Source organism: Halanaerobium saccharolyticum (assembly GCF_003259895.1).
GTDB lineage: Bacteria > Bacillota > Halanaerobiia > Halanaerobiales > Halanaerobiaceae > Halanaerobium > Halanaerobium saccharolyticum_A.
The window spans coordinates 91,931-117,442 of sequence record NZ_QLME01000003.1 but is presented as its reverse complement, the minus strand read 5'-3'; the positions used below and the strand labels follow the sequence as shown (position 1 = coordinate 117,442).

Below are 25,512 nucleotides of genomic sequence, written 5' to 3'. Positions count from 1 at the left end.
TTACTCCCCGTTTTTATCTATTTTAGCAAGCAATTCTTCCTGATTAACCTCTGAAACAGGACAGCCCTGAGGTAGAGAATCTAAAAACTTTTGACCATAAGATCTATTTTTAACTCTTCTATCAAATAAAATTATAAACCCTGTATCATTTTTTGATCTAATTAAACGTCCAAATCCCTGTCTGAATTTAATTACAGCCTGCGGTAAAGCCAGATTATAAAAAGGATTTAAACCTTTTTCCTTTAAAAGATTTTCCTTTGCTTTGTAAAGCGGTTCTCCTGGTACTGGAAAAGGTAGTTTAACCATAACCAAATATTTAAGTAAATCCCCCGGCAAATCTACCCCTTCCCAGAAACTTGAAGTTCCAAAAATTATTGTTTTATATTGGCTGCGAAATTCCTGCATTATATAATTACGGGATAATTTTGACTGAGACAAAATTCTAATCCCTTTTTCCTCAAGTTCGGCTTTTAAATTGTTGTAACAGTAGCTTAACATTTTATAAGAAGTAAATAATACCATAGTTGAACCCTGAGCCTTACTTATAATTTCTTTTAAACTGAGTACCAGTTCTTTCAAAAAATTTCTGTTACCCGGATCTGGAAAATCTAAAGGTATCAATAATTCAGCCTGCCTGGAATAATCAAAAGGCGATTCCACCTTTAATTCCTCAGCTTTTTTGATCCCAGTTTCCCGGTAAAAATAGTCAAAAGAATTGGCAGCTGTGATTGTAGCAGAGGTGAAAATGACATTAGTCAATTTTGACCAGATCATATCTGGCAAAAACTTCCCTGCATCAATGGGAGCAGATTTCTGCACAATCTGCTCAGAGCCCCGGTAATAGCTTGACTCCAGCCAGAAGACATAATCATCATCTTCGGATTTTAAGTTAAATTCTACTCGTTTTATTAGATCCTGACAGCGATTGAGGCTGGATTTGATTTTCATTTCGCTTTCCTCAGTTTCTGCTTCCAGACCCAAATATAAATTTTCATAAATAATTTGCAAAAAAGAAAAATCATTTTTTAAATATGCTGCTAAATCTTCTGCAGTCTTATGAAATTCCTTCCATTTAGGATTATTTTTTAAGTTTGCATTAACTGTTATTTTTTTATCTTTATAATCAGAAATCAAATCTTTAAGTTCATTAAAATATTGTGGGATTAAATCTCTAATTTTCTGAGTTGTAGGAATTATTTTTTTATCCAAAATATCTCTTAATCTTTTTTGATCCGAATCAACAGTAAATGCTATATCTTCTCTAATTTCTGAGAGAAGAGACTTTTTGTCTCCGCTCAACCTTTTGAGCCAGTTGTCTAAAAGAGGCTGATATAAGGGATAACCCAGGTGATCAGTAGCAATCTCTCCAATATTGTGAGCCTCATCTATAATTAGATGATTAAAATTGGGGAGAATGCCTCTATCAGCAGATCCCGTATCATCTTTTACCCGGGCGTCAGATAGCAGGAGATGATGATTAACAATTAAAATATCAGCTTTATATATTTTCTTTCTGGCCTGCATAAAAAAACAATTTGAATAAAAAGGACAGGAAGTTTTTAAGCAGAGATCACTTTCTGCAGCAATTTGATTCCAGACTTTATTTTTAAGCTGAAAGTTAATTTCTGTCTTCTCCCCACTTTCAGTATGTTTTTTCCAGTCATTTAATTCATTAAAAATTTTTTCTTCAATTTCTAACTCATCATTCTCAAAGTTTTTATTAAAATTTTTAAATTTACGCAAACAGAGATAATTATTTCTGCCTTTAACTAAAACAGCATTAAAATCAAAATCCAGAACTCGCTGCAGAGTAACAAGATCTTTATTAATTAATTGTTCCTGTAAATTAATTGTATTTGTCGAAACTACTATTCGAGCCTGATTTAAATTATTATAAAAAAGAGCAGGTATTAAATAGGCAAAAGATTTACCGGTGCCGGTTCCTGCCTCAATAAAATCAAATTGATGTTGATTAAAGGAATTAATAATTTTTTCAGCTGTCACCAGCTGTTCTTTTCTTTCTGCAAATCTTTCTAATTCCCGGGCTAATTTCCCCTCTTTTTTAAAATAACTTAAAACTTCCTCTTTATCCAATTTTTTATTCTCTTTTTTACTGCCGGCCTCTACAACTACATAAATTTGATCAGCCTGATTATTTACAATAGCAAAACCAACTTCTCTTGCTGCCATTTTTGCTGCCAGTCTGATATCAGCTGCCGATGGAGTTAAATCTCCTGAAGGATGATTGTGAATTATCATTTCTCCTGCCATTATATTATTGATTACAGCAGGTGCAGAATAACTATTACCTCTGGCCAGCACTTCTATTTCTTCTATAATATTTTTACTATTTAATTGAGCTCTTATAAATATTTCATTACCAGAAGCTGCTTTAATTTCTGTTTCAATTTCTTTACCAACTTCTAATAACATTTCAGCACTAGCAGACAAATTTAGTCCTCCCTTAATTCTTTTAATAAAATAACATCATCATCTTTTTCCTGGTTATCAAACCAGGGTGTCTCCAGAATAAAAATTTTATCTTCTAATTTAGAATGGTTGATTAACCTTTTAAATGCTTCACTCCCAATTTTTCCTTCTCCGATATGAGCATGTTCATCTTTATTTGTACAGCAGTCATATTTAGAATCATTAAGATGAATAACTTTTAAATGTTTCAGACCAATTACCTGATCAAAATCAGTAATTAATTCTTCCAGCCCTTCTGGTTCTGCCAGGTTATACTGAGCAGTAAAAGCATGACAGCTGTCAACACAAACTCCCAGTCTTGATGACTGGTCAACCAGATCAATAATTGCTTTAAGCTGAGTAAATTCTTCTCCGATACTTGTACCCGCTCCTGCAGTGTTTTCTAGAAGAATCATAGTTTCAGTTTCCACTTCAGCTAAAATTTGATTTAATGCTTTGGCAATTTTTTGGATACCTCTTTCTAATCCAGAACCTGTATGGCTGCCTGGATGAAAAATCAGGTATTCAGCTCCGAGCCTGTCACAGCGTTCGTATTCAGACTTAAGAGCTGAAATTGATTTTTCCCATAGTTCAATTTTTGGAGAAGCAAGATTAATCAGGTAAGCAGCATGGACTACAACTGGGTTAATTTTATATTTATTTCTTTCTACCTTAAATTTCTCTACTTCCTCTGCTTCAACCTCACGCATTTTCCAGCCGCGTGGATTTTTAACAAAGATCTGCATAGAATTACAGCCAATATCGGCTGCTCTTTTAAAAGCTTGATCAAGGCCGCCAGCTATCGAAACATGTTTACCTAAAATCATTCTAAAACTCATCTCCAATTATCAATACTATATTTATATCTTTACGTTAGTTCTTAATGAATTTTACTCATTATCTTCTAGTTCTTTTTTGGCATCCTTAAGAGATAAATTGATTCTGTCCTGATTATCTATTTCGATAACTTTTACAGGAATTTCGTCTCCTACTGATACAACATCGCCAACTTCTTTTACATGATGGTCAGCTAATTTAGAAATGTGGACAAGACCTTCTTTGTTCGGCAGAATTTCTACAAAGGCACCAAAATTCATAATTCTTTTTACCTTACCCTGATAAATTTTACCAACTTCTACCTCTTCAGTCAGGCGTTCAATCATTTCTTTTGCCTTCTGTCCACCTTCCTGATCTTCAGTCATAATTTTTACCAGACCATCATCTTCGATGTCAATGTCAGCACCAGTTTCATCAATAATCTTATTAATCATCTTTCCACCAGGACCAATAACAAATCTAATCTTTTCTGGATCAATGTTCATGGTAATAATTGCAGGAGCATTTTCAGATAGTTCTGGACGAGTTTCTGGTATAACATCCAGCATTTTATCCATAATATGCATTCTGCCTTTTTTAGCTTTTTCTAAGGCTTCCTTTAAAACTTCAGAAGATAGACCCTTTAATTTCATATCCATCTGTAAAGCTGTAATACCAGCTTTAGTTCCAGCAACTTTAAAGTCCATATCTCCATGGAAATCTTCAAAACCCTGAATATCAGACAGGACAACAATCTCATCATCTTTTTTCATTAGCCCCATAGCAATACCTGCAACAGGTGCTTTGATTGGCACACCAGCAGCCATTAAGGCTAAACTACTACCACAGATACTTGCCTGTGAGGAAGAACCGTTAGATTCTAATACCTCTGAGACAATTCTAATTGTATATGGAAAATCTTCTTCCGACGGAATAACCGGCAGTAATGCTTTTTCACCCAAAGTACCATGTCCGATCTCTCTTCTTCCAGGTGAACGCATTGGAGATGTTTCACCAACACAGAAAGATGGGAAATTATAGTGATGCATATAGCGTTTGGTCTCATTTTCACCGAGTCCAAATATTGTCTGCTCATCTCTGGCTGATCCTAAAGTTAAGACACTTAAGGCCTGAGTTTCACCTCTGGTGAAAATTCCAGAACCATGTGCTCTTGGTACAAAGTCAACCTCTGCCCAGATAGGTCTGATTTCATCATATTCTCTACCATCAGGACGAACACCATCATCAATAATTAAGCTTTTAACAGACTGTTTAATCATCTTTTCAAAAGCCAGTTCGAGCTGATCGTTGATTTCTTCATCTTCATCAGGATTAATTGTATTTTTTAGTTCTTCTTTTAAGGCATCAAGTCTAGTATTTCTGGCCTTCTTTTCCTGAATCTGAATTGCTTCTTTCATTTTATCTCCAAGAATTTGATCAACCTGAGACTGAATTTCAGAGTCAACAGTTGGAGATTCAAATGGTGCTTTTTCCTTACCTGCTTCTTCTCTAATATCTTCCTGTAGAGAAATAATCTTTTTAATTTCCTCATGAGCAGCATCCATTGCTTCCAGAATTTTTTCTTCACTTACCTCATTTGCACTGGCTTCTACCATCATAATTGCATCTTTGCTTCCTGCTACTACCAGATCAAGATCACTATTTTCTCTTTCTTCTTCATCTGGATTAATAACTATCTCACCCTCAACTAATCCAACTTTTACTCCACCAATTGGTCCAGCAAAAGGTATATCTGATAGTGTTAGTGCAACTGATGCTCCATTTAAGGCCAGTACTTCTGGATCATGATCATCATCTACAGATAAAATAGTAGCAACTATTTGTACATCACGTCTGTAGCCATCCGGAAATAGTGGTCTGATAGAGCGGTCAATTACTCTAGCAGCTAAAGTCGCTTCATCTCTGGGGCGTCCTTCTCTTCTCATAACACTGCCAGGAATTTGGCCGATAGCATAAACTCTTTCCTCATAATTGACCATCAGTGGAAAGTAGTTCATACCTGGTCTTGGATCATCCATAGTTGCTGTGACTAAAACCTGAGAATCTCCACAGCGAACTACTACCGAACCATTGGCCTGCTTGGCCAGTTTACCGGTCTGTAAGTTAAACTCATCACCGGCAAAATCAATTGTCCATTCTTTCATATTTTTTCCTCCTTATTCAAATAAAGAGCGGGGATTGCCCCGCTCTTTTAGTATGCATTATTAACCGCGAATTCCTAATTTAGAAATTAGTTCACGATAACGCAGAACATCATTATTTTTTAAATATCTAAGTAACTTTCTTCTCTGTCCAACCATTTTTAATAATCCTCTTCTTGAATGATGATCATTTTTATGGTCTTTTAAGTGCTCAGTTAAATCAGCGATTCTGGCTGTTAAAAGAGCAATCTGTACTTCAGATGACCCTGTATCGCCTTCTTCTAACTGATATTCCTTAATTATTTCTTGCTTTTTTTCTTTGCTTAACATGTAAAATTCACCTCCTGAATTATTGATTCGCCGTAAGCCAAGAAAACGTCGGAGAGTCGAAATCCTAGCTAACGGTAATTTAAAACTTTCTTTATAATTTTAACATAAAAGTTGGCGTGTGTAAAGAATATCTTGCTGCATCTGGGCAATTAATTCTTCCTTAGTTTTAAAGTCTTTCTCACTTCTAATAAAATCTATCAGATCAACACATAATCTCTGATTATACAGGTCTCCTTTGAAGTCCAAAATAAAGACCTCAAAAGAAATATCCTGATTATTAAAAGTAGGATTATATCCTAAATTAGCTGCACCAACGTATTCTTGCCCCTGATATTGAACTTTAACAGCATAAACTCCTTCAGGAGGTAGGGCATAATTTGTTTCTAAATTTAAATTGGCGGTTGGAAAGCCCAGCTTTCTACCCCTTTTTTTACCATGAATTACCTCACCACAAATTTGATAGGACCTACCAAGTAATTTTTTAGCTTTTTTTATTTTTCCCTTTTTGAGCAGAGTTCTAATCCTGGTACTTGAAATTCTATCATCACTGGCATGAAGTTGAGAAATGATTTTGGCCTGGTAATTATGTAATTTTCCCATTTCCTTTAAAATTTCAACATTACCTTCATTTTTGTAGGCAAAGCGAAAATCATCACCAACAACTATAGTTTTTACCTTAATCTTATCCAGAAGAATATTTCTAATAAATTCTTCCGGTTTAAGTTGTGCAAATTCCTGATTAAATTCCTGCTCAAAATAATAATCTACTCCCATATCTTCCAGAATAGAAATCTTCTGGCTGCGGGAAACTATAGAAGGTGGAGGCGTTTTCCCTACAATTATTTCCAGGGGATGGGGATGGAAAGATAAAACTGCAGCAGGATAATTATTTTTTCTGGCTTCTTTAATCGCCTGATTTATTATCAGCTGATGACCCTTATGCAAACCATCAAAAGCTCCAATTGCCAGACAGGTATTACTGCCTTTAAATTTATTATATTCATTACTTGTTATAACCTGCATATGATTTCCTCCAGAACTAAATAAAAACTTTATGTGGTTGATAAATATGATAATCATCTTCGACCAGATGCTGACTAATTGCTATAAATTTTCCAGATTCAGAAAAAAGCAGAAAATAATCTCCAACATCCAGCTCAATATCTGTTTCGACTAAATTATCTTTAATTAAATAATTTCCATTTTCCGCGCGTTGATATTCTTCATCTTTAATGGTGTAGTGCGGTAAATCAAGAGGTTCATAGGGAGTCTGTAATAAGTCCTTACCTTCTGCTTCAATTTCTTCATAGCTCACTGAATTTTCTAATTTAAATGGACCAGATTTAGTTCGAAGTAAAAAAGTCATTACTCCATTGGTATTTAACTTTTCAGCTATATCTCTGACCAGAGATCGGATATAAGTTCCCCGGGAAACCTCGGCTTTAAAACGAATTATAGGCAACTTAATCTCAAGCAGCTGAATCTCAAAAATTTCAATTTCTCTGCTTTCTCTTTCAACTACAATCCCTCTCCGTGCTAATTGATATAAGCGTTTTCCCTGATAATGAAGAGCAGAATACATTGGTGGAACCTGCTCCTGTTTTCCCTTAAAACTTAAAACCACAGTTTCCACTTCATTTTGAGAGAGCTGATTCCAGTTTAAATCCTCTCTGATAACCTCACCTTCTAAATCAAGTGTATCAGTTCTGGCTCCAAGCTTCATTTCACAAATATATTCTTTACGGCTGTCATCTAAAAAAGGAATAGTTTTTGTAGCCTTGCCAAAACAGACACCAAGAACACCAGCTGCAGCGGGATCCAGAGTGCCTGTATGACCGGCTTTTTTTTCGTCCAGAAGCCAGCGTAATTTTTTTATTAAAGCAAAAGAAGAGATTCCGGGTGGTTTTAAAATATTTGCAGTTCCATCAAACATATTTTTTCGCTGCTTCCACCACAGAATTTATTGCTTCCTGTAGAGTTTTCTCTACTGTTGCTCCAGAAGCTCTGGGGTGACCACCACCATTAAACTCTGCAGCCAGTTTATTTACTTCTGCATAAAAATTAGAACGCAGACTAACTTTGATTTCTTTTTCTTCTTCCTCAGTGAAAAGAATACCGATTTCCACATCCTCAATATCTCTGGCCAGGCCAACCAGACCTTCAGTATAATCTGTTTCTGCTTCGTGCATCATCTGTCGGCTGACATAAAGCCAGGCAATTTTACCATTTTCACTTTTTTCTAAAGTGGACAGAGCCATACCTTTTAAGATTAGAGCTTGATAACTCAAGCTGCCAAAGACTTTTTTGTTGATTTTATAAATATTAACCCCAAAATCCATTAGATCAGCAAGAATTCTCAAGACTCTCGAAGTAGTGTTCTCATAACGCAGAGCTCCAGTATCAGTAATGATTGCTGTACCCAGCGGCTCAGCAACTGCAAGTGGTAATTTTTTATCAATCATTTCAACAGCAAAATTGTAAATGATTTCGCCAACTGCAGCTCGGTCGGCCTGAACAAGATTTATTTTGCCAAAATGAGTGTTATCTGCATGATGATCAATATTAATTATAAATTGGGCTGAATTAATAATTTCTTCATCCAGATCTACCCGTTCTCGGGTGCCGGAGTCCAGAGTTATTAAAATATAATCTTCTGTTTTAAGATCTTCCTTTAATTTTTCAGCATCAGTGTAAAATTCTTCTCCTTTAACCTTCAGAAAAGAAAAAGGAGCCAGAGTATCACGATTAAGATAAGCTCTGACTTTTTTATTTTTCTTTTTTAACAATCGGGTTAAAGCAGTTACTGATCCAATACTGTCTCCGTCTGCACCTACATGGCCGACAATTAAAAAATTATCATTTTCATATAATATCTTAATGATTTCTTTAATTTTTTTCTGCATCAGAGTCAGACTCCTTTATCTCTCCTGTTTCTTTTAGATCTTTTATTATTTCGGAAATATGAACTCCATTTTCTATCGAATCATCATAGCGAAATATAATCTCCGGAGTATGATGAATTTTAACTCTTTCGCCTACAAGTTTGCGAACAAAACCCTGTGCCTGCTGCAGACCAGCCAGAGTTTCTTCCTTTTCTTTATCACTGCCATAAACACTGATAAAAACCTTAGCATGTCTTAAATCACCACTGACTTCAACATCAGTTACAGAGACAAAGCCAATTCGGGGATCCTTCATTTCTCTTAACACAATCTGACTTATTTCTTCTTTTAACAGTTCTCCAACTCGTACTGCACGTTTGTTCTTCATTTTACCTCACCTCTATAAGGTTCTTTTGATCTCCTTATAAGTATAGAATTCAATAATATCGCCAACTTTGACATCATTGTAATTTTCGATTCCAATTCCACACTCATAACCAGACTTTACTTCTCTTACATCATTTTCAAATCTTTTGAGTGAAGAAATTGTTCCTTCGTGAATAACTACTCCATCTCTTATTAAGCGAGCATCATAATTACGATTTACATGACCATCAGTAATATAGGCACCGGCAATGATACCTACATCAGGCACCTTAAAGGTATCTCTAACTTCTGCTCTACCAGTAATTTCTTCTTTAAGTTCTGGATCAAGCAGTCCGGCCATTGCGTCTTTGATATCTTCTAAAGCCTTATAAATAACTCTATAAGTTCTAACATCTACCTTTTCTTTTTCTGCTGCTTTAAGAGCATTATTATCAGGTCTGACATTAAATCCAATAATGATAGCATTAGAAGCACTTGCCAGATTAACATCTGTTTCATTTACCCCACCTACACCGGTGTGAATAACATTAACAGTTACCTCTTCGGTACCTAATCTTTCTAAGGAGGCTCTTAATGCTTCAATTGAACCCTGAACATCAGCTTTTATAATGATATTTAATTCTTTAACTTCACCTTCCTGAATCTGCTTATAAAGGTCATCTAAAGAAACCTTGGCATCAGATTTCAGTTCGGATTGTCTTTTTTCATCCTGTCTATCAGAGGCTACATCTCTAGCCTGGCGCTCATTTTCTAAGACCTGAACAAAATCACCTGCTGCAGGAACCTCATTAAATCCAAGTACCTCAACAGCTGCCGATGGTCCAGCCACATCCAGAGAGTCACCAAATTCATTGAACATTGCTCTAACTCGACCGGATGTTAAACCAGCTAAAATAGGATCTCCTACTTCCAGTGTACCATTTTTAATCAATACAGTAGCTACAGGACCGCGACCCTTATCAAGTTCTGCTTCAATCACAATACCTTCTGCTAATCTGTTAGGATTTGCCTTTAGTTCTTCCATTTCTGAAACCAGGATAATCATTTCTAGAAGCTCTCCAATGTTCTGCTGCTGTAAAGCAGAAACATTAACACAAATTGTATTTCCACCCCAGTCTTCAGGAACTAAACCATACTCAGTTAATTCCTGCTTAACTCTATCAGGTTGTGCATTAGCTTTATCTATCTTATTAATTGCAACAATAATTGGAATACCTGCAGCTTTAGCATGGTTAATTGCTTCTTCTGTTTGAGGCATAATACCATCATCTGCAGCAACTACTAGAATTGCAATATCAGTTAACTGAGCTCCCCGTGCTCTCATAGCTGTAAAAGCCTCATGACCCGGGGTATCAATAAAGGTGATTCTTTTATTATCCACCTCAGCCTGATAGGCACCAATATGCTGAGTAATTCCACCTGCTTCACTCCCGGCAACTCTACTTTCTCTAATTGAATCAAGGAGAGTAGTTTTACCATGGTCAACATGACCCATTACTGTTACTATGGGAGGACGAGTTTCTAAATCTTCTGCTTTATCTTCAATTTCTGGTCCAACTCGTAAAGAAACTTTTTCTTCCTCTTCAGATTTGAATTTAATTTTTATTCCCAGTTCTTCAGATAATAATTCCAGTGTATCTTCATCCAGACTCTGATTTACATTGGCCATAACACCCATATTCATTAATTCAACAATTAAATTATTAGGAGCTTCACCAATTTCCTCAGCAAATTCTTTGACAGTAATTGGAGTTTCTATTTCTACTGCCTCCTGATCTGCTTCAGCTTCATCAGTTTTTGCTTTTGCCTCATTATCAGTCTCAGCAGCTTCTTTTTTCTCTTTGTTTTCAGAATTAGTTTCAACAGTTTCCGCCTTCACTTCTTCCTTTGCCTGCTGACTGTCATCAGCATACATATCCTTTACAAGTTCTGCAGTTTCATCTGTTATTGTACTCATATGACTTGATACCTCAATATCAAGATCATTTAATATTTCAATTACTTCTTTACTATCCATATCCAGCTCATGAGCCAGATTATATACTCTAATTTTTGCCATACTTGCACCTCCAAAATATTCTACTGTTAGTTAATCATGTTTGATCTCCTCCGAAATTTGTTCATAAATTTCATCAGAAATCTCAATCTTTAATGCTTTTTTTAGTGAGTCTTTTTCAACTGCTTTATCCAAACAATCCATATTAGGACAGAGATAAGCACCACGTCCAGGTGTTCTACCTCCTGGATCAACCAAAATATCACCCTTATTATTTACCACTCTTAAAAGTTCAATCTTATCTCTTCTGGCACCACAACCTACACATTTTCTAATAGGACTTCTGCTCTGCAATCTCAATCCTCCTCAAGATTTTTTAATTAATATTTTTATTGCAATTATCTAATTTTAATCAAGCTTTTCAGCTTCTTCAGCATCATTTTTTAAATCTTCTACATCATCAGTCATATTATCAATTAAATTATCATTAGCTTTTTTTACTGTTTTTTCTTTCTCTTCATCTTCAAAATCATCTTCTTTTACTTCTTCAGCAGCTGAATTTGAGCTTTCTAATTCAGCTTCATTTTCATCAAATTGATCTAAACTCTCTGCAAGTTCAGAAGCACTTTCTTTAATTTCTTCAATGTTTTCAGGTTCTTCTTCAATTTCAGATTCTTTTTTAATATCTACTTTCCAGCCGGTTAATTTCGCTGCCAACCTCGCATTTTGACCCTCTTTACCAATTGCCAGAGAAAGCTGGAAATCTGGAACTACAACTTCAGCAATTTTATCAGATTTATTAATCTTAACATTGACAACTTCAGCAGGGTTTAAAGCATTTGCAACAAATTCCTCTGGATCTTCATCCCATTTTACAATATCAATTTTTTCATTATTTAACTGTTCAACAACTGCCTGAACTCTCATTCCCTTGGGACCAACACAGGCACCAACTGGATCAACCTGGTTGTCAGAACTACTTACAGCCATTTTAGAACGCTGACCTGCTTCTCTGGCCACTGCCTTAATTTCAACAAGACCCTGAAAAATTTCTGGAACTTCAATTTCAAAAAGTCTTTTTAAAAGACCCGGGTGAGTTCTGGAAACTAAAATTCGAGGACCTTTATTAGTTGTGCTAACTTCCACAACATAAAGTTTAATTCTTTCTCCAATTTCATATCTTTCTCCAGCTATCTGTTCAGAAGGTGGTAATAGCGCTTCTGTTTTACCCATATCTATTAAAATATTATCATTATGAAAACGCTGAATTGTACCTGTTATCAGTTCATCTTCTTTTTCCTTATAGCGATCAAAGATCACATCTCTTTCTGCCTCTCTAATCCTCTGCATAACAACCTGTTTGGCTGTTTGAGCTGCAATACGACCAAAATTGGCAGGAGTTACTTCGATCTCTACAATATCTCCAATTTCATATTTGCTATCTATATTCTCAGCTTCAGTTAAAGAAATCTCACTATTTTCATTTTCTACCTCTTCTACAACTTCTTTGCGAGAAAACACTTTAACTTCTCCAGCCTCTGCAGAAATTTCAATTCTAACATTATCTTTAGAACCAAAATCCTTTTTATAAGCAGAAACTAAAGCTGTTTCGATGGCCTCTAATAATACATCCTTAGATATTCCTTTATCTTTTTCGATATCATCCAGGGCCTGAATGAATTCTACATTCATATTTTTACCCCCTCATTTTAAATTTCAAAAGTTAAATTAGCTCGTGCTACTAAACTGTAATCAATTGCTATTTCTTCTTCATTTTTTAGATTTAAAATTATTTTTTCTTTTTCAAAATTCTTTAAAATTCCTACAAATTTTTTCTGGCCGTTAATTTTTTTAAAAGTTTTAACTTCAATCAATTCTCCCTTAAAACGTTCAAAATCCTCTTCAGTTTTAAGTGGTCTTTCCAGGCCAGGAGAAGAAACTTCAAGAATATAGCTTTTATCTATTGGATCTTCTTCATCCAGAATAATGCTTAAAGCTCGGCTTACTGTTTCACATTCCTCTATAGTTAGATCTCCATCTTTATTTTCTAAAAAAATACGTAAGACCCAGTCACTGCCTTCTTTTAAAAATTCAACATCAATTAAATTTAAATCTTCACTATGGGCAATAGGAAGCACAAAATCTGTTACTGTTTCAGCAACTTTTCCCAAATAAAACACCCCACTTTCTTAAATATTTAATTTTATTATATAATTTTTTCTTAAACTATAATAAAAGAGTGGGAAGACATCCCCACTCCTAAAGTCAACATAAGTATTTATCAGAACTCTTTCCTTTATAATTCTATCACAGCTTATTTAGACTTGCAAGTTTTTGTTTAACGGTACCGGGCACCTGGAAAATATTGGATTGATAACTAAAGTTAAACTAGCTATATAAATTCCCAATATTTCCCAGGTGCCCGGTACCAGCATCTCAAAGTTAAAACAGAGAAAGTTGATTTCTCTCCGGCATTCCATCCAGAGAACCGTGTTCTCTTAAAATCTCAATAACTGTAGAAGTAAGTGAAGTTCTATTTGATAATTCTTCAATTGAAGTGAAATCAGATTTTTGTCTTTCGATTACAACACTTTCAGCAGCACTTCCTCCCAGCCCCTGCAGACTGATCAGAGGTGCTAAAAGTTTATTATCATCTTTTTTAATAAAACGATTTGTCTCAGATTCATAAATATCAACCGGTAGAAATTCAATCCCTCTCATCATTGCTTCCAGAACAATTCGCAGTACTGTTAAAGTTCCACTTTCTTTTGCAGTCATCTCATTCCCTAAAGCTTCCAATTCCTCGATTTTTTTAACCACTGTTTGTCTACCATTACAGGCCAGCTGAGCATCAAAATCACCAGCTTTAATGGAAAAATAGGATGTATAAAAGGCAGCAGGATGATGAACTTTAAAATAAGCGATTCGATATGCCATAGTTACATAGGCGGCAGCATGTGCTTTTGGAAACATATATTTAATCTTCTTACAAGAATCAATATACCAGTCCGGTACATTATTTTCGCGCATTGCCTGTTCCTCTTCCTCAGTTAAACCTTTACCTTTACGGACATGCTCCATAATCCAGAAAGCTGTGGAAGATTCGACACCTCGCTGTAAGAGGTAGTTCATAATGTCATCCCGAACAGAAATAACTTCGGCCAATTCTGCCTTACCATCTCTAATCAAATTCTGAGCATTGTTCAGCCAGACATCTGTTCCGTGAGATAGTCCACTGATTCGAACCAGTTCAGCAAAAGTAGTTGGTCTGGTATCTCTGAGCATCTGCTGGACAAATGATGTCCCAAACTCAGGAATTCCTAGAGTTCCAATATCAGTTCCCAGTAAATCTGGATCAACCCCCAGAATTTCCGTGCTCGAAAAGATACTCATTGTCTCCGGATCATCCAGAGGAATATCTTTGGGCTCAATTCCTGTCATATCCTGCAGCAGTCTAAGTGAAGTAGGGTCATCATGCCCGAGTAAATCAAGTTTTAAAATTCTACCACTGATAGAATGATAATCAAAGTGGGTTGTTCTGATATCTGTATCCTGATCGTTGGCTGGATGCTGGATCGGACTAAAATCAAAAATACTATTAGATTTTGGAACAATCATCAAACCACCCGGATGCTGACCAGTTGTTCTGCGCACACCTGTACAACCAGCTACCAAACGGTCAATTTCTGCCCTCTTGACCTCCATTCCCTTATCATCAAGATAATTTTTGACAAAACCAAAGGCAGTCCGGTCTGCGATGGTAGAAATAGTACCTGCTTTATAAACATAATCTCTACCAAAAAACTCTTCCGTATACTTATGGATCTTACTCTGATATTCACCGGAAAAGTTTAAATCAATATCCGGTACTTTATCTCCCTTAAAACCCATAAAAACTTCAAAAGGTATATCAAAACCATCTTTGATATAGCCACAGCCACAATCAGGGCAAACTTTATCTGGTAGATCCACCCCGGTTCCAATTGAACCATCAGTAATAAACTCATGTTTAGAACATTCAGGACAGCGATAATGAGGAGGTAGTGGATTAACCTCTGTGATTTCAGTCATTGTAGCCACAAAAGAAGAACCAACTGACCCTCTGGAACCAACAAGATAACCATCTTCAAGAGATTTTTTTACCAGTTTATGAGCTATTAAATAAATAACAGCAAACCCATTTTCAATAATTGAAGATAATTCTTTTTCCAGTCTGTCTATTACAAGCTGTGGTAGTTTTTCTCCATAAAACTGATGGGCCCTCTCATAGGACATTTTACGTATTTCTTCTTCTGCCCCCTCAATCTCTGGAGTAAACAGTCCATCCGGAATCGGCTTTATTTTATCAATCTGAGCTGCTATCTTATTTGGATTATCTACTACAATTTCTTTTGCAGTCTCCTCACCAAAATAAGCAAATTCATCCAGCATCTCCTCAGTAGTTCTATAATATATAGGAGGCTGCTGATCAGCATCATTAAAACCCTGTCCGGTCTGTAAAATTTCTCTAAAGATACTGTCTTTAGAATCTAAAAAATGAGCATCTGTGGTAGCGACCACAGGTTTATCTAATTCCTGACCCAGCTGATAAATCTTTTGGTTGATTTCTTTTAAATCTTCTTTAGAATTAACCTTATCAGGAATTAAGAATTGATTATTACCCAGAGGTTGTAATTCAAGATAATCATAGAGCTTTGCAATTTTTTTAATTTCGCTTCGAGGTCTATTGTTAACAAAAGCTTTATAAATCTGACCTGCCTCACAGGCTGAACCAATAATCAAACCTTCGCGATGCTGTAAAAGTACACTTTTTAAAATTCTGGGTTTTTTATAAAAATTATTTAAATGCGAGATAGAAATCAATTTATAAAGATTTTTTAAACCTTTTTTGTTTTTTGCCAGAATTACAGCGTGAAAAGGTCTTAAATCTTTCCAGTCAATTTTGGAAGTATAGTTATTTATTTGATTTAAATTCTGACAGCCATCCTCTTTTATAATTTCCAGCAGATTTGTCAGAACTTCTGCAGTTGCAGCTGCATCATCTAAAGCTCTATGGTGATTTTCTAAATCAACACCAAAATATTTTGCCAGAGTGTTTAGCTTATGATTTTTACTGTCTTTAACTACAGCCCGGGAAAGCCCCAGAGTATCCAGTACAGTATAATCATCTTTTTCTATCTTTAAATTTTCAAGTGCAGTTCTAATAAAACCGTAGTCAAAATCAGCATTATGAGCAACTAAAACACCTTGACCAGCAAAATCAACAAAATCATTAATTACTGTTTCCAGAGGTGGAGCATCTTTGACCATCCGGTCATTGATACCTGTAATTTCAGTAATTTTAGCCGGTATCTGCACTCCAGGATTAATAAATGATTTGAATTCATCAATTTTTTCTCCACCTTTAAATTTAACAGCACCGATTTCAATTATTTCATGCTGAGATGGATTTAAACCAGTAGTCTCCAGATCAAATACCACAAATTCTGTTTGATCTAAATTTTCCGAATAAGGGTTATGGATTATTGGTTCACCATCATCAACTAAATAAGCTTCAACTCCATAGATGATCTGAACTCCATGTTTCTCTCCCGCAGCATAAGCATCAGGAAATGCCTGAACAACACCGTGATCAGTAATTGCAAGTGCCTTATGACCCCATTCTCCAGCTCTTTTAACTACATCTTTTACATTAATAATCGAATCCATGGCACTCATCTGAGTGTGCAGATGCAGTTCCACTCTTTTTTCTTCTGCCTGATCCTGACGGCCTTCTTTTGCTAAAGGAATTAAATCATTAAAAATAATCCCCCATTCTTTACTATAGGGATCAAAAGCAACCTTACCTCTTATTTTTAGATGCTGACCCTTATTTAAGCTGTCAAGAAAATCATCCTTTTCATCACAGAATGTTTTGGCAGAAATTGAACTCTCATAATCAGTAATTTTCAAGATATATAGATAACTTCCCTTACGGGTCTGGCGAACATCAATATCAAATAAATCAACCTCTACAATTACTGAGGGAATTTCGGTATCCAGCTCTATAAGATCATGAGTTTTTTTACCCCTTATCACTCGACCATAACGGTCTTTACTTTTTATTCTCTTCTTCGAAGATGAGTGAGAGCCTCTATTTGAACTATTTTGAGAGGGAGGAGCAGTTCTTTCTGAACGCTGTTTAAATTTGCTGGGATCTGATTTTTCTTCGATCTCAGGCAAAAAGTCTCCATTGTGCACACTAACCTTTTCTATCTGCTTTAAATATTTACCAATATTGTTTTTCAGAAAATCAATTACTTTTGGTTGTGCCAGTTTCTTTTGTGCCATCTTTGTTTCAACTTTTATTTTTAATTCTTGATTTTCTAAAAACAGCTGAGCTCTTTTCAGCCAGTTATTACTGAAAGAAAAATATACCTCAAAATCTTTAATTATCTGAGGCCAGATTAAAAACAATTCTTCTTTCAGGCTGAGATCAGAAATAATCTGTAATTGGTAAGAACTTAAATCAAAGTTAACTTTCTTCTGAATTTCAGCTTTGACTGCAGTTGAATTAGAATTATCTGTAATACAATAGAGTCTTCTTTCTTTCTGATCACAAATTAAATATTTATATAGATTTTTACTTTCTCTTAAGGTAATTGCTTTTGTCATTAAATACTCCTTCCAGATGAAAAATAAGACTTAAGAGATTTTTGTAAATAACTCTTTGACCTTTGCTGGTAGATTATCCAGCTCAATTTCCATTTTTTCATTATTTTCTCTAGTCATTGCTTCCACAACTCCATTTTCAAGAGAGCGAGAACCAATAGTTAAGCGGAGCGGCACTCCAATTAGTTCGGAATCATTAAACTTAACTCCGGCTCTTTCTTTGCGGTCATCTATTAAAACTTCCCAGCCTTCTGCTTTTAAATTCTGATATATTTCTTCTGATTTTTCCTGAACCGAATCATCATTACCTAAGGGAAGAATAATAATCTGATAGGGAGCAATAGCCTGAGGCCACTTAATTCCATACTGATCATTATTCTGCTCAATTGCTGCAGCAACCAGACGGGTAATCCCTATTCCATAACTTCCCATTACAATTGGCTGAGCTTTTCCATTTTCATCCAGATAATTTGCTCCCATGTTTTCACTGTACTTAGTTCCCAGTTTGAAAATATGACCAACTTCAATTCCATCTTTGATATTTAATTTACCCTGATCACATTTGGGGCATCTTTCTCCCCCTCTAACTGAGCGAAGATCAGTAAAAGCTTCTACTTCAAAATCTCTGCCGCTCTTTACATTTTTAAAATGATAATCTTTTTCATTAGCTCCAACAATGGCTCCCGACATATTTTTCAGTCTCTGATCTGCAACTACCCGGACCTCATCCAGATCAAGCGGACCAATAAATCCAGCAACACTGTTGAAAAGTTCTCCAAATTCTTTATCTTCAGCAGCCCGCAGCTCATTTGCCTGTAGATAATTAGTTAATTTAATTTCATTTAGTTCATCTTCACCAGAAACTAAAGCTAATATTGGTTCTCCATCAGCGACTACTGCTACCGCTTTCATCATTTTAGCAGCTGGAACTTCCAGATATTCTTCCAGTTCACTGATTGTTTTAATCCCTGGAGTATGTATTTTTTCGGCTTCTGCTTCAACTTCAAAGTCAATTTCGGTCTTTTTGGAAGTAGCTCTCTCAACATTTGCTGCATAATCACAGTGACTGCAGAAAGCAATTTCATCTTCTCCTGAATCAGCAAGCACCATAAATTCGTGTGAGTCTTTTCCACCCATAGCACCTGTATCTGCTTCAACTGCTACAGCTTCCAGACCGCACTCATCAAAAATACGTTCATAAGCATCATACATAGCCTGATAACTTTTATCCAATCCCTCATAATCAATATCAAGGCTGTAGGCATCTTTCATAATAAATTCTCGACCTCTCATTACACCAAAACGGGGCCTGATTTCATCTCTGACTTTAGTCTGGATTTGATATAAATTTAATGGTAAATCTTTATAAGATCGAACTTCATCTCTAACTAAATCAGTTACAACTTCCTCATGGGTTGGTCCCAGACAGTATTCGCGTGCCTTGCGATCATTAAACTTAATCATTAAGGGACCAAATTTATCCCAGCGTTTGGAATCCTTCCAAATTTTAGAAGTCTGCATAATCGGCAGCAATAGCTCCTGTGCCTCACTATTATCCATATGTTTTCTGCATATTTTTTCAATCTTTTTAATAACTCTATAACCTAAAGGAAGATAAGAATAAATTCCTGAAGAATGTTTTCTCATCATTCCTGCTCTCAGCATCAGTTTATGGCTGACTACATCAGCCTCAGCTGGGTCTTCTTTTAAAGTTGGTAGATATAATTTTGACATGCGCATCTTATAAATCACTCCTATTTCTAATCTCTAAATATTTATTATTATTTTTATGTTCAACCATCTTCTTTAAAATCAAAGTTTATTTATTTCTTTCATTAATTCCTCTAAAAGCTGATCCTCTTCCACTTTTTTGATAATTTCTCCAGATTTAAAAATTAAACCTGATTCGATTCCTCCTGCAACCCCAATATCAGCCTCTTTAGCTTCTCCTGGACCATTAACTGCACAGCCCATCACAGCTACAGTAATATCCTTATCAATTTTCATTAACTCTTTTTCTACTTTTTCTGCCAGAGAAATTAAATCAATGTTAGTTCGGCCGCAGGTAGGACAGGAAATAATCTCCACTCCTTTTTTTCTGATTTCCAGAGACTTTAAGATCTGCCAGCCTACACGGACTTCCTCAACTGGATCTCCAGTTAAAGAAACCCTTAAGGTATCACCCAGACCCTGGGTTAAAAGCGAAGCAATACCGGCAGTAGATTTAATTGTTCCCCGCCATGGTGTTCCAGATTCAGTAATCCCAATGTGGAAAGGATAATTAACCTTTTCTGCCATTAATTTATAGGCTTCAAGGGTGGTAGAAATTTGACTTGATTTAAGAGAAATTACAATCTGTCTAAAATTATTTTCTTCCAAAACCCTGACATTTCTGAGTGCACTTTCTACCATTGCTTCTGCAGTAGGGCCTCCATATTTTTTTAATAATTCTGCTTCAATTGAACCAGAATTACTGCCAACTCTGATTGGAATATCATTTTCTTTACAGGCTAAAGCAACTTTTTTGATTCTCTCTTCACTGCCGATATTTCCAGGGTTAATTCTTAAAGCATCAACCCCATTTTCAACTGCCATTAATGCCAGCCGATAATCAAAGTGAATATCAGCTACCAGGGGAATTCCAATCCTTTTCTTGATTTCTGATAGAGCCTGAGCTGCATTTTTATCAGGAACTGCAACTCTAATTATCTCACAACCTACTGCTTCCAGTTCTTTGATCTGTTTTACAGTTGCTTCAATATTTTCGGTTTTAGTATTACACATTGACTGTACAGAAACCGGAGCATTTCCTCCTATCGGCTGTTTAGCAAAATTAACAACTTTAGATTTTCTTCTATTATACATAATTCACCTCTGTAAATTATCACTAATCAACTAAGACATTTAATCAAAATGAAGTTGTCTTGAAATCATTTAATTATCAAAAGAAAGTCCGCATTAAATCATTATAAATTATAAAGATCATTAAAATCATTAAAACAGCAAAACCTACAAGATGGACATAACTTTCTTTCTGTGGATCTACAGGCTTACCTCTAATTATTTCTATAAAAATAAATAATAGTCTTCCTCCATCTAAAGCAGGGAAAGGTAATAAATTAATAATTCCTAAATTAATACTTATTATAGCTGTCCAATTTAAAACATTTAAAATTCCGGTTCTTGCAGCCTGACCGATAATCGAAGCAATCATAATCGGACCACCAATATCTTCAGTAGAACTGTCTCTAAACATTTGTACAAATCCCATAATTGTCATCTTAAAAACCTGATAAGTCTGCTGCAGACCCATAGTTATTGAGCTGCCAATAGTTACACTTTCTCTAACTAGCTGGGGATAAATACCAATCACACCCCGTTCACCTTCTTCATTTAGTGCAGGTGTTAAACTGATCGTATTTATTTCTCCATTCCGCTGATAGCGAATTGTTATTTCCTGATTGGGATTAGCTCTAATCAATTCGGACATCTCTTCCCAGCTGTTAATTTCCTGACCATTTATTGCCAGAATCTGGTCCTTAGCTCTTAAACCTGCTTCTGCAGCTGGCTGTTCTGGTATTACTTCACCCAGAATGGCTTCTTCTGTTGTAGAAGTCGGCACACCAAAGATAGCAAAAGCGAAAATGAAAATTAGAGCAGCAAGCAAAAAATTCATAATTGGTCCCATTAAAATAACTGCCAGACGCTTAATAGCAGATTTCTGTGTAAATAAACGTCCATTTTCTTTTGCCTGATCATAAATTTCTCTTTCTTCTTCTGGCATCGACTCATCAGCAGGAAACTCGCCCACCATATTACAAAATCCACCAAGCGGAATTGCTCTAATAGAATATACTGTTTCTCCAGCTTTTTTTGATAGCAATTTTGGACCAAAACCCAAAGCAAATTCGGAAACCATTATATCTGACTTTTTAGCAGTAATATAATGTCCAAATTCATGTATAAAAACTAAAACACCTAAAACAATTATAAATGAAACAATAGTTAAAACCATTCTTTAATAACCTCCACAGCTAATCGACGAGCCTCCTGATCAGAGTTTAAGATAGCCTCTAAATCTGGATCTGAGATGCTTTGATGCTGATCCAGAACCGAAGCAACAACTCGACTCATAGCTAAAAATGGGATTTCTCCCCTTAAAAAACTATAAACTGCTGCTTCATTAGCAGCATTTAAAACTGCAGGGAAAGTTCCTCCTGCTTTACCGGCTGTATAAGCATATTTCAAATTAGGAAATTTATCAGTATCTGCCTGAAAAAATTCTAAAGCTGTAATTTGGTCAAGCTCTAAATTATTACCTGCAGTTTTATTTCTTTCCGGATAAGTTAAACAAAACTGAATTGGTATTTTCATGTCAGCAGGTCCCATTTCAGCCAGTACAGTCCCATCAACCAATCTAATCATTGAATGAACAATGCTCTGAGGATGAACTAGAACTTTAATATTATCATAGGCACAATCAAATAACCAATGAGCTTCAATAACTTCCAACCCCTTATTCATTAAGGAAGCAGAGTCAATTGTTATTTTGCTGCCCATTTCCCAGTTGGGATGATTAAGTGCATCTTCTACAGACACCTGAGTTAATTCCTCCCTGGAATAAGAAAAGAAAGGACCACCAGATGCAGTTAAGATAATCTCATCTAATTCCTGCTTATGCCCTTTTAGAAGTTGAAAAATTGCATTATGTTCACTATCTACAGGCAGCAGCTTAACCCCTTTTTCTTTAACTAATTGGGTTAAGAGTGGACCACCACTGACTAGACTTTCCTTATTTGCCAGAGCAATATCATTTCCTGCTTCCGCAGCTGCCACTGAAGGCTCAAGCCCCGCGAAACCAACAATTGCATTTAGTAAGAGATCAACATCCTCAGCTGCAGCAGTCTTTAAATTATTTTTACCAGCTAACACTTCTGTTTTCTGGTTTTTTAATTTAGACTTTAACTTAGCAGCTGCCTCCTGCTCCACAACAACCACAAATTCAGGCTGATATTTTTTTACCTGTTCAAAAAGAAGATCAATATTCTGATAGACGGTTAAAGCTTTAATCTTCCAATTTTTTAAATTATCTATTACTTCTAAAGTCTGGGTTCCAATTGAGCCTGTAGAACCTAGAATTGTAATTTCTTTCATTTTTTTCACCTCAAAAGCTCCTATTTAAATTATTTTATTCTTTGATGTCAATTAAATCAGAATCAACTATTGCCTTAATAATAACTAAAAAAGTTGGTCCGACAACAAAACCGATGGCACCTAAAATTCTATATCCCGAAAAAAGAGCAATCATTGTTGCCAGTGGATGTAAACCCAGGCTTTTCCCCATAATTTTACCTTCCGAAGCTGAGCGTACAACAGCCAGAAAAACATGTAAAATAAATATAGCAAATGCCTGAGAAAAATCACTAAAGATAATTGACATCACAATCCAGGGATAAAATAGTAGAGCTGGTCCAATAATTGGAATTAAATCCAATACTGCTGCTGTCACTCCGACAATTAAGGCATATTGATTCCCTATTAATCTGGCACCTATCCCGGCAACTACACCACTAATTGAAATTAAGATCAACATAGCCCTAATATAACCAACTGCCGAACGGTTTAATTGAGTAAAAACATTTGCAATTTTCGGCTGCACCTCTTCCGGGAAAATATTAATTAAAAATTCTTTAATGTTATCCCGATCTCTGCTGATAAAAAAAGCAGCAATAAAAGCAATAAAAAGAATCATAAATAAGCTTGGCAGTCTGGTTAGAAATTCTAATATGGAATTAATAACAGAAATTAAGGCATCTCTAATCCCATTATATAATAACTGTAAATTACTGTTAATTGCATCTCGAACAGCATCCGATATTTCCCAGTTTTCCATAAAAGTCTCAAACTGCTGGTTTTGTTGTGAAAACCATTCAATTTGAGAATCTATTGAACGGTAATCTGGTAAGTTTCTAAGTAACTTGTTTAATTCTAAATACCCCTGTGCACCACCAATAATAATAATTGTTACCAGGATTACTATTACTAAAATCAGAACTCCAATTACTGTAAACCCCCGGTGGATAGGAACTTTTTGATCTATATAATCTACAACCGGATTAATTAAGCTTGCAATAACAGCTGCAATAATAAAAGGGGTGAAATATATAAAAACATGCTCTAAAATAACTAAACTCAATAATAAAAATACAAACATTAAAAAATACTTAATATACCATTTGTTAATTGTCATCTAATTCACCCCAGTAATAAAATTATAAAATAATAGGTAAATGGCGCCGTAAAAATAAAACTATCAAAGCGGTCCAATATCCCACCATGACCAGGGATAATCGTTCCCGTATCTTTTACCTTGAAACTTCTTTTAATACATGATTCAAACAAATCTCCCATAATTGCTACAGCTGGAAATAAAAAAGCAAAAATGAAGTAATAGATATTAAAAACTTCTAAAAAAATTGAGACAAATATTATAAAAATTGCTGTTGTAAAAATACCACCAACTGCACCAGCAACAGTTTTATTCGGACTAATGACTGGGGCCATTGCTTTTTTACCAAATTTTTTGCCAACAAAATAAGCACCGGAATCAGTCAACCAGGTGGCAATTAATACCAGCCATAAAGCGCTGGTATTTATAAATATACCTCGATTAATATCTCTTAAAAAAACAGCAAACGAGAGACCTCCTCCAATATAAATAACTGAAAATAATTGGTGACTTAAGTTTTTAATAAATTCCTCTTCCCGATAATTATATAAATTATAAAGATAAAGAATAAAAGTAATAATAAAAAATATAATTCCAGAAGGTAAATAATTATAATTATTGGAAATAAGATAGACATTAAAAACAATTAATACAGCAGATGCTGCAAGTATACTTCCTAATAATTTTGATTTCACTTTAAGCATTCGGCTGTATTCCCTAACAGCAAGAATGGTAATAATACTGACAGTGATAAAAAAGGGCAGTGAACCTGCAAAAACTAAAAATATTAATAATAAAATACCAATAATTGCACTAATAATTCTTTTTTTAAGCACTATAATCACCATCATTTAAGCCGCCAAATCTTCTTTCTCTATTTTTAAATTCTACAATAGCCTGTTTTAAATCTCTTTCCGCAAAATCCGGCCAGAACTTGTCGCTAAAATATAATTCTGCATAAGCGGACTGCCAGAGCAGAAAATTGCTCAATCTCAGATCTCCACCGGTTCTGATCAATAATTCTATATTCTGCAGTTCTTCTTGATATAAATAAGAAGCAAAATCATTTTCTTCAAAATTATTTAATTCAATTTTCTCATTTTTATAATCTTCGGCTATTTTTTTTGCAGCATCAGTAATTTCTGCTCTACCACCATAATTAAAAGCAATATTCAAAGTCAAATTACTATTTTCAGCAGATCTATTTTCTATATATTTAATTTCTTTAATCAAATTGTTAGAAAGATTATCTTTTCTACCAATAAATTGAACCCGAACTCCATTTTCCAGAAGCTCATCTACTTCATTGCGCATTGTTCTTTTCATTAATGTTAAAAGAAAATCAACCTCTGCTTTTGGTCTTTTCCAATTTTCGGTTGAAAAAGCATACACAGTCAATGACTCTACTTTTAAATTTACTGCAGCTTTTACTATTTTTTTAAGAGTTTTAACACCCTCTTTATGGCCTGCACTCCGGCTTTTATTTCTTTTTTCTGCCCAGCGACCATTTCCATCCATAATTATTGCAATGTTTTTGGGAGTATTCATTAAATCATCCCTTCCAATTAATTAATTACCCCCTAAAAAAGG

Annotated in this window: 20 protein-coding genes; all 20 read right to left on the bottom strand. The window is 35.2% G+C overall.

What is annotated here, in order from left to right; all coding sequences use genetic code 11:
• Complete coding sequence (locus C7958_RS03505) at nt 1-2,451, bottom strand: helicase C-terminal domain-containing protein (protein WP_111571292.1); 2,451 nt, start codon at nt 2,449-2,451, stop codon at nt 1-3.
• Between the two features lie 2 nt (nt 2,452-2,453).
• Entirely contained in the window at nt 2,454-3,296 is an 843-nt protein-coding gene (locus C7958_RS03500) for a deoxyribonuclease IV (protein ID WP_111571291.1), read from the bottom strand.
• Nucleotides 3,297-3,359: 63 nt separating this feature from the next.
• The gene (locus tag C7958_RS03495; RefSeq protein WP_111571290.1) at nt 3,360-5,450 is read right to left on the bottom strand and encodes a polyribonucleotide nucleotidyltransferase; all 2,091 of its coding nucleotides are present in this window, start codon (nt 5,448-5,450) and stop codon (nt 3,360-3,362) included.
• A 60-nt stretch (nt 5,451-5,510) separates the two neighbouring features.
• Entirely contained in the window at nt 5,511-5,777 is a 267-nt protein-coding gene (rpsO, locus tag C7958_RS03490; RefSeq protein ID WP_111571289.1) for a 30S ribosomal protein S15, read from the bottom strand.
• 99 nt (nt 5,778-5,876) lie between these two features.
• The gene (locus C7958_RS03485; protein WP_111571288.1) at nt 5,877-6,800 is read right to left on the bottom strand and encodes a bifunctional riboflavin kinase/FAD synthetase; all 924 of its coding nucleotides are present in this window, start codon (nt 6,798-6,800) and stop codon (nt 5,877-5,879) included.
• A gap of 16 nt (nt 6,801-6,816) precedes the next feature.
• The gene (truB, locus tag C7958_RS03480) at nt 6,817-7,710 is read right to left on the bottom strand and encodes a tRNA pseudouridine(55) synthase TruB (RefSeq protein WP_111571287.1); all 894 of its coding nucleotides are present in this window, start codon (nt 7,708-7,710) and stop codon (nt 6,817-6,819) included.
• On the bottom strand, nt 7,703-8,680 hold the full coding sequence (locus C7958_RS03475) for a DHH family phosphoesterase (RefSeq protein WP_111571286.1): 978 nt from the start codon (nt 8,678-8,680) through the stop codon (nt 7,703-7,705). Before C7958_RS03475 ends, truB begins: the two co-directional genes overlap by 8 nt.
• Complete coding sequence (gene rbfA / locus C7958_RS03470; protein ID WP_111571285.1) at nt 8,664-9,047, bottom strand: 30S ribosome-binding factor RbfA; 384 nt, start codon at nt 9,045-9,047, stop codon at nt 8,664-8,666. Before rbfA ends, C7958_RS03475 begins: the two co-directional genes overlap by 17 nt.
• 12 nt (nt 9,048-9,059) lie before the next feature.
• Nucleotides 9,060-11,105 (bottom strand): translation initiation factor IF-2, encoded by a 2,046-nt coding sequence (infB, locus tag C7958_RS03465; RefSeq protein WP_111571284.1) that lies wholly within the window; start codon nt 11,103-11,105, stop codon nt 9,060-9,062.
• Nucleotides 11,106-11,135: 30 nt separating this feature from the next.
• On the bottom strand, nt 11,136-11,396 hold the full coding sequence (rnpM, locus tag C7958_RS03460) for an RNase P modulator RnpM (protein WP_111571283.1): 261 nt from the start codon (nt 11,394-11,396) through the stop codon (nt 11,136-11,138).
• Between the two features lie 54 nt (nt 11,397-11,450).
• Nucleotides 11,451-12,734, bottom strand: coding sequence for a transcription termination factor NusA (gene nusA / locus C7958_RS03455; protein WP_111571282.1), 1,284 nt, complete (start codon nt 12,732-12,734; stop codon nt 11,451-11,453).
• Nucleotides 12,735-12,751: 17 nt separating this feature from the next.
• On the bottom strand, nt 12,752-13,222 hold the full coding sequence (locus C7958_RS03450; RefSeq protein ID WP_208320713.1) for a ribosome maturation factor RimP: 471 nt from the start codon (nt 13,220-13,222) through the stop codon (nt 12,752-12,754).
• A gap of 262 nt (nt 13,223-13,484) precedes the next feature.
• Complete coding sequence (locus C7958_RS03445) at nt 13,485-17,696, bottom strand: PolC-type DNA polymerase III (RefSeq protein ID WP_111571280.1); 4,212 nt, start codon at nt 17,694-17,696, stop codon at nt 13,485-13,487.
• A 30-nt stretch (nt 17,697-17,726) separates the two neighbouring features.
• Complete coding sequence (locus C7958_RS03440; RefSeq protein WP_111571279.1) at nt 17,727-19,433, bottom strand: proline--tRNA ligase; 1,707 nt, start codon at nt 19,431-19,433, stop codon at nt 17,727-17,729.
• A 72-nt stretch (nt 19,434-19,505) separates the two neighbouring features.
• A complete protein-coding gene (gene ispG / locus C7958_RS03435) occupies nt 19,506-20,558 on the bottom strand; it encodes a flavodoxin-dependent (E)-4-hydroxy-3-methylbut-2-enyl-diphosphate synthase (RefSeq protein WP_111571278.1) in 1,053 nt (350 codons plus the stop codon).
• Between the two features lie 76 nt (nt 20,559-20,634).
• Nucleotides 20,635-21,708, bottom strand: coding sequence for an RIP metalloprotease RseP (rseP, locus tag C7958_RS03430; protein WP_111571277.1), 1,074 nt, complete (start codon nt 21,706-21,708; stop codon nt 20,635-20,637).
• The gene (locus C7958_RS03425) at nt 21,699-22,847 is read right to left on the bottom strand and encodes a 1-deoxy-D-xylulose-5-phosphate reductoisomerase (RefSeq protein ID WP_111571390.1); all 1,149 of its coding nucleotides are present in this window, start codon (nt 22,845-22,847) and stop codon (nt 21,699-21,701) included. The genes rseP and C7958_RS03425 overlap by 10 nt, the downstream gene beginning before the upstream one ends.
• Nucleotides 22,848-22,881: 34 nt before the next feature.
• A complete protein-coding gene (gene ytvI / locus C7958_RS03420; protein ID WP_111571276.1) occupies nt 22,882-23,943 on the bottom strand; it encodes a sporulation integral membrane protein YtvI in 1,062 nt (353 codons plus the stop codon).
• 5 nt (nt 23,944-23,948) lie between these two features.
• On the bottom strand, nt 23,949-24,773 hold the full coding sequence (locus tag C7958_RS03415) for a phosphatidate cytidylyltransferase (RefSeq protein WP_111571275.1): 825 nt from the start codon (nt 24,771-24,773) through the stop codon (nt 23,949-23,951).
• Entirely contained in the window at nt 24,751-25,470 is a 720-nt protein-coding gene (locus tag C7958_RS03410) for an isoprenyl transferase (RefSeq protein WP_111571274.1), read from the bottom strand. The genes C7958_RS03415 and C7958_RS03410 overlap by 23 nt, the downstream gene beginning before the upstream one ends.
• Between the last annotated feature and the right edge of the window lie 42 nt (nt 25,471-25,512).

Bases quoted from the DNA above. Each gene is read 5' to 3' on its own strand.
- ytvI (WP_111571276.1), bottom strand. From the start codon at position 23,943: ATGACAATTAACAAATGGTATATTAAGTATTTTTTAATGTTTGTATTT.
- infB (WP_111571284.1), bottom strand. From the start codon at position 11,105: ATGGCAAAAATTAGAGTATATAATCTGGCTCATGAGCTGGATATGGAT.
- C7958_RS03495 (WP_111571290.1), bottom strand. From the start codon at position 5,450: ATGAAAGAATGGACAATTGATTTTGCCGGTGATGAGTTTAACTTACAG.
- rpsO (WP_111571289.1), bottom strand. From the start codon at position 5,777: ATGTTAAGCAAAGAAAAAAAGCAAGAAATAATTAAGGAATATCAGTTA.
- C7958_RS03425 (WP_111571390.1), bottom strand. From the start codon at position 22,847: ATGAAAGAAATTACAATTCTAGGTTCTACAGGCTCAATTGGAACCCAG.
- C7958_RS03415 (WP_111571275.1), bottom strand. From the start codon at position 24,773: ATGATGGTGATTATAGTGCTTAAAAAAAGAATTATTAGTGCAATTATT.
- C7958_RS03410 (WP_111571274.1), bottom strand. From the start codon at position 25,470: ATGAATACTCCCAAAAACATTGCAATAATTATGGATGGAAATGGTCGC.
- rbfA (WP_111571285.1), bottom strand. From the start codon at position 9,047: ATGAAGAACAAACGTGCAGTACGAGTTGGAGAACTGTTAAAAGAAGAA.
- C7958_RS03485 (WP_111571288.1), bottom strand. From the start codon at position 6,800: ATGCAGGTTATAACAAGTAATGAATATAATAAATTTAAAGGCAGTAAT.
- ispG (WP_111571278.1), bottom strand. From the start codon at position 20,558: ATGTATAATAGAAGAAAATCTAAAGTTGTTAATTTTGCTAAACAGCCG.
- C7958_RS03500 (WP_111571291.1), bottom strand. From the start codon at position 3,296: ATGATTTTAGGTAAACATGTTTCGATAGCTGGCGGCCTTGATCAAGCT.
- C7958_RS03475 (WP_111571286.1), bottom strand. From the start codon at position 8,680: ATGCAGAAAAAAATTAAAGAAATCATTAAGATATTATATGAAAATGAT.
- rseP (WP_111571277.1), bottom strand. From the start codon at position 21,708: ATGGTTTTAACTATTGTTTCATTTATAATTGTTTTAGGTGTTTTAGTT.
- C7958_RS03445 (WP_111571280.1), bottom strand. From the start codon at position 17,696: ATGACAAAAGCAATTACCTTAAGAGAAAGTAAAAATCTATATAAATAT.
- truB (WP_111571287.1), bottom strand. From the start codon at position 7,710: ATGTTTGATGGAACTGCAAATATTTTAAAACCACCCGGAATCTCTTCT.
- C7958_RS03440 (WP_111571279.1), bottom strand. From the start codon at position 19,433: ATGCGCATGTCAAAATTATATCTACCAACTTTAAAAGAAGACCCAGCT.
- nusA (WP_111571282.1), bottom strand. From the start codon at position 12,734: ATGAATGTAGAATTCATTCAGGCCCTGGATGATATCGAAAAAGATAAA.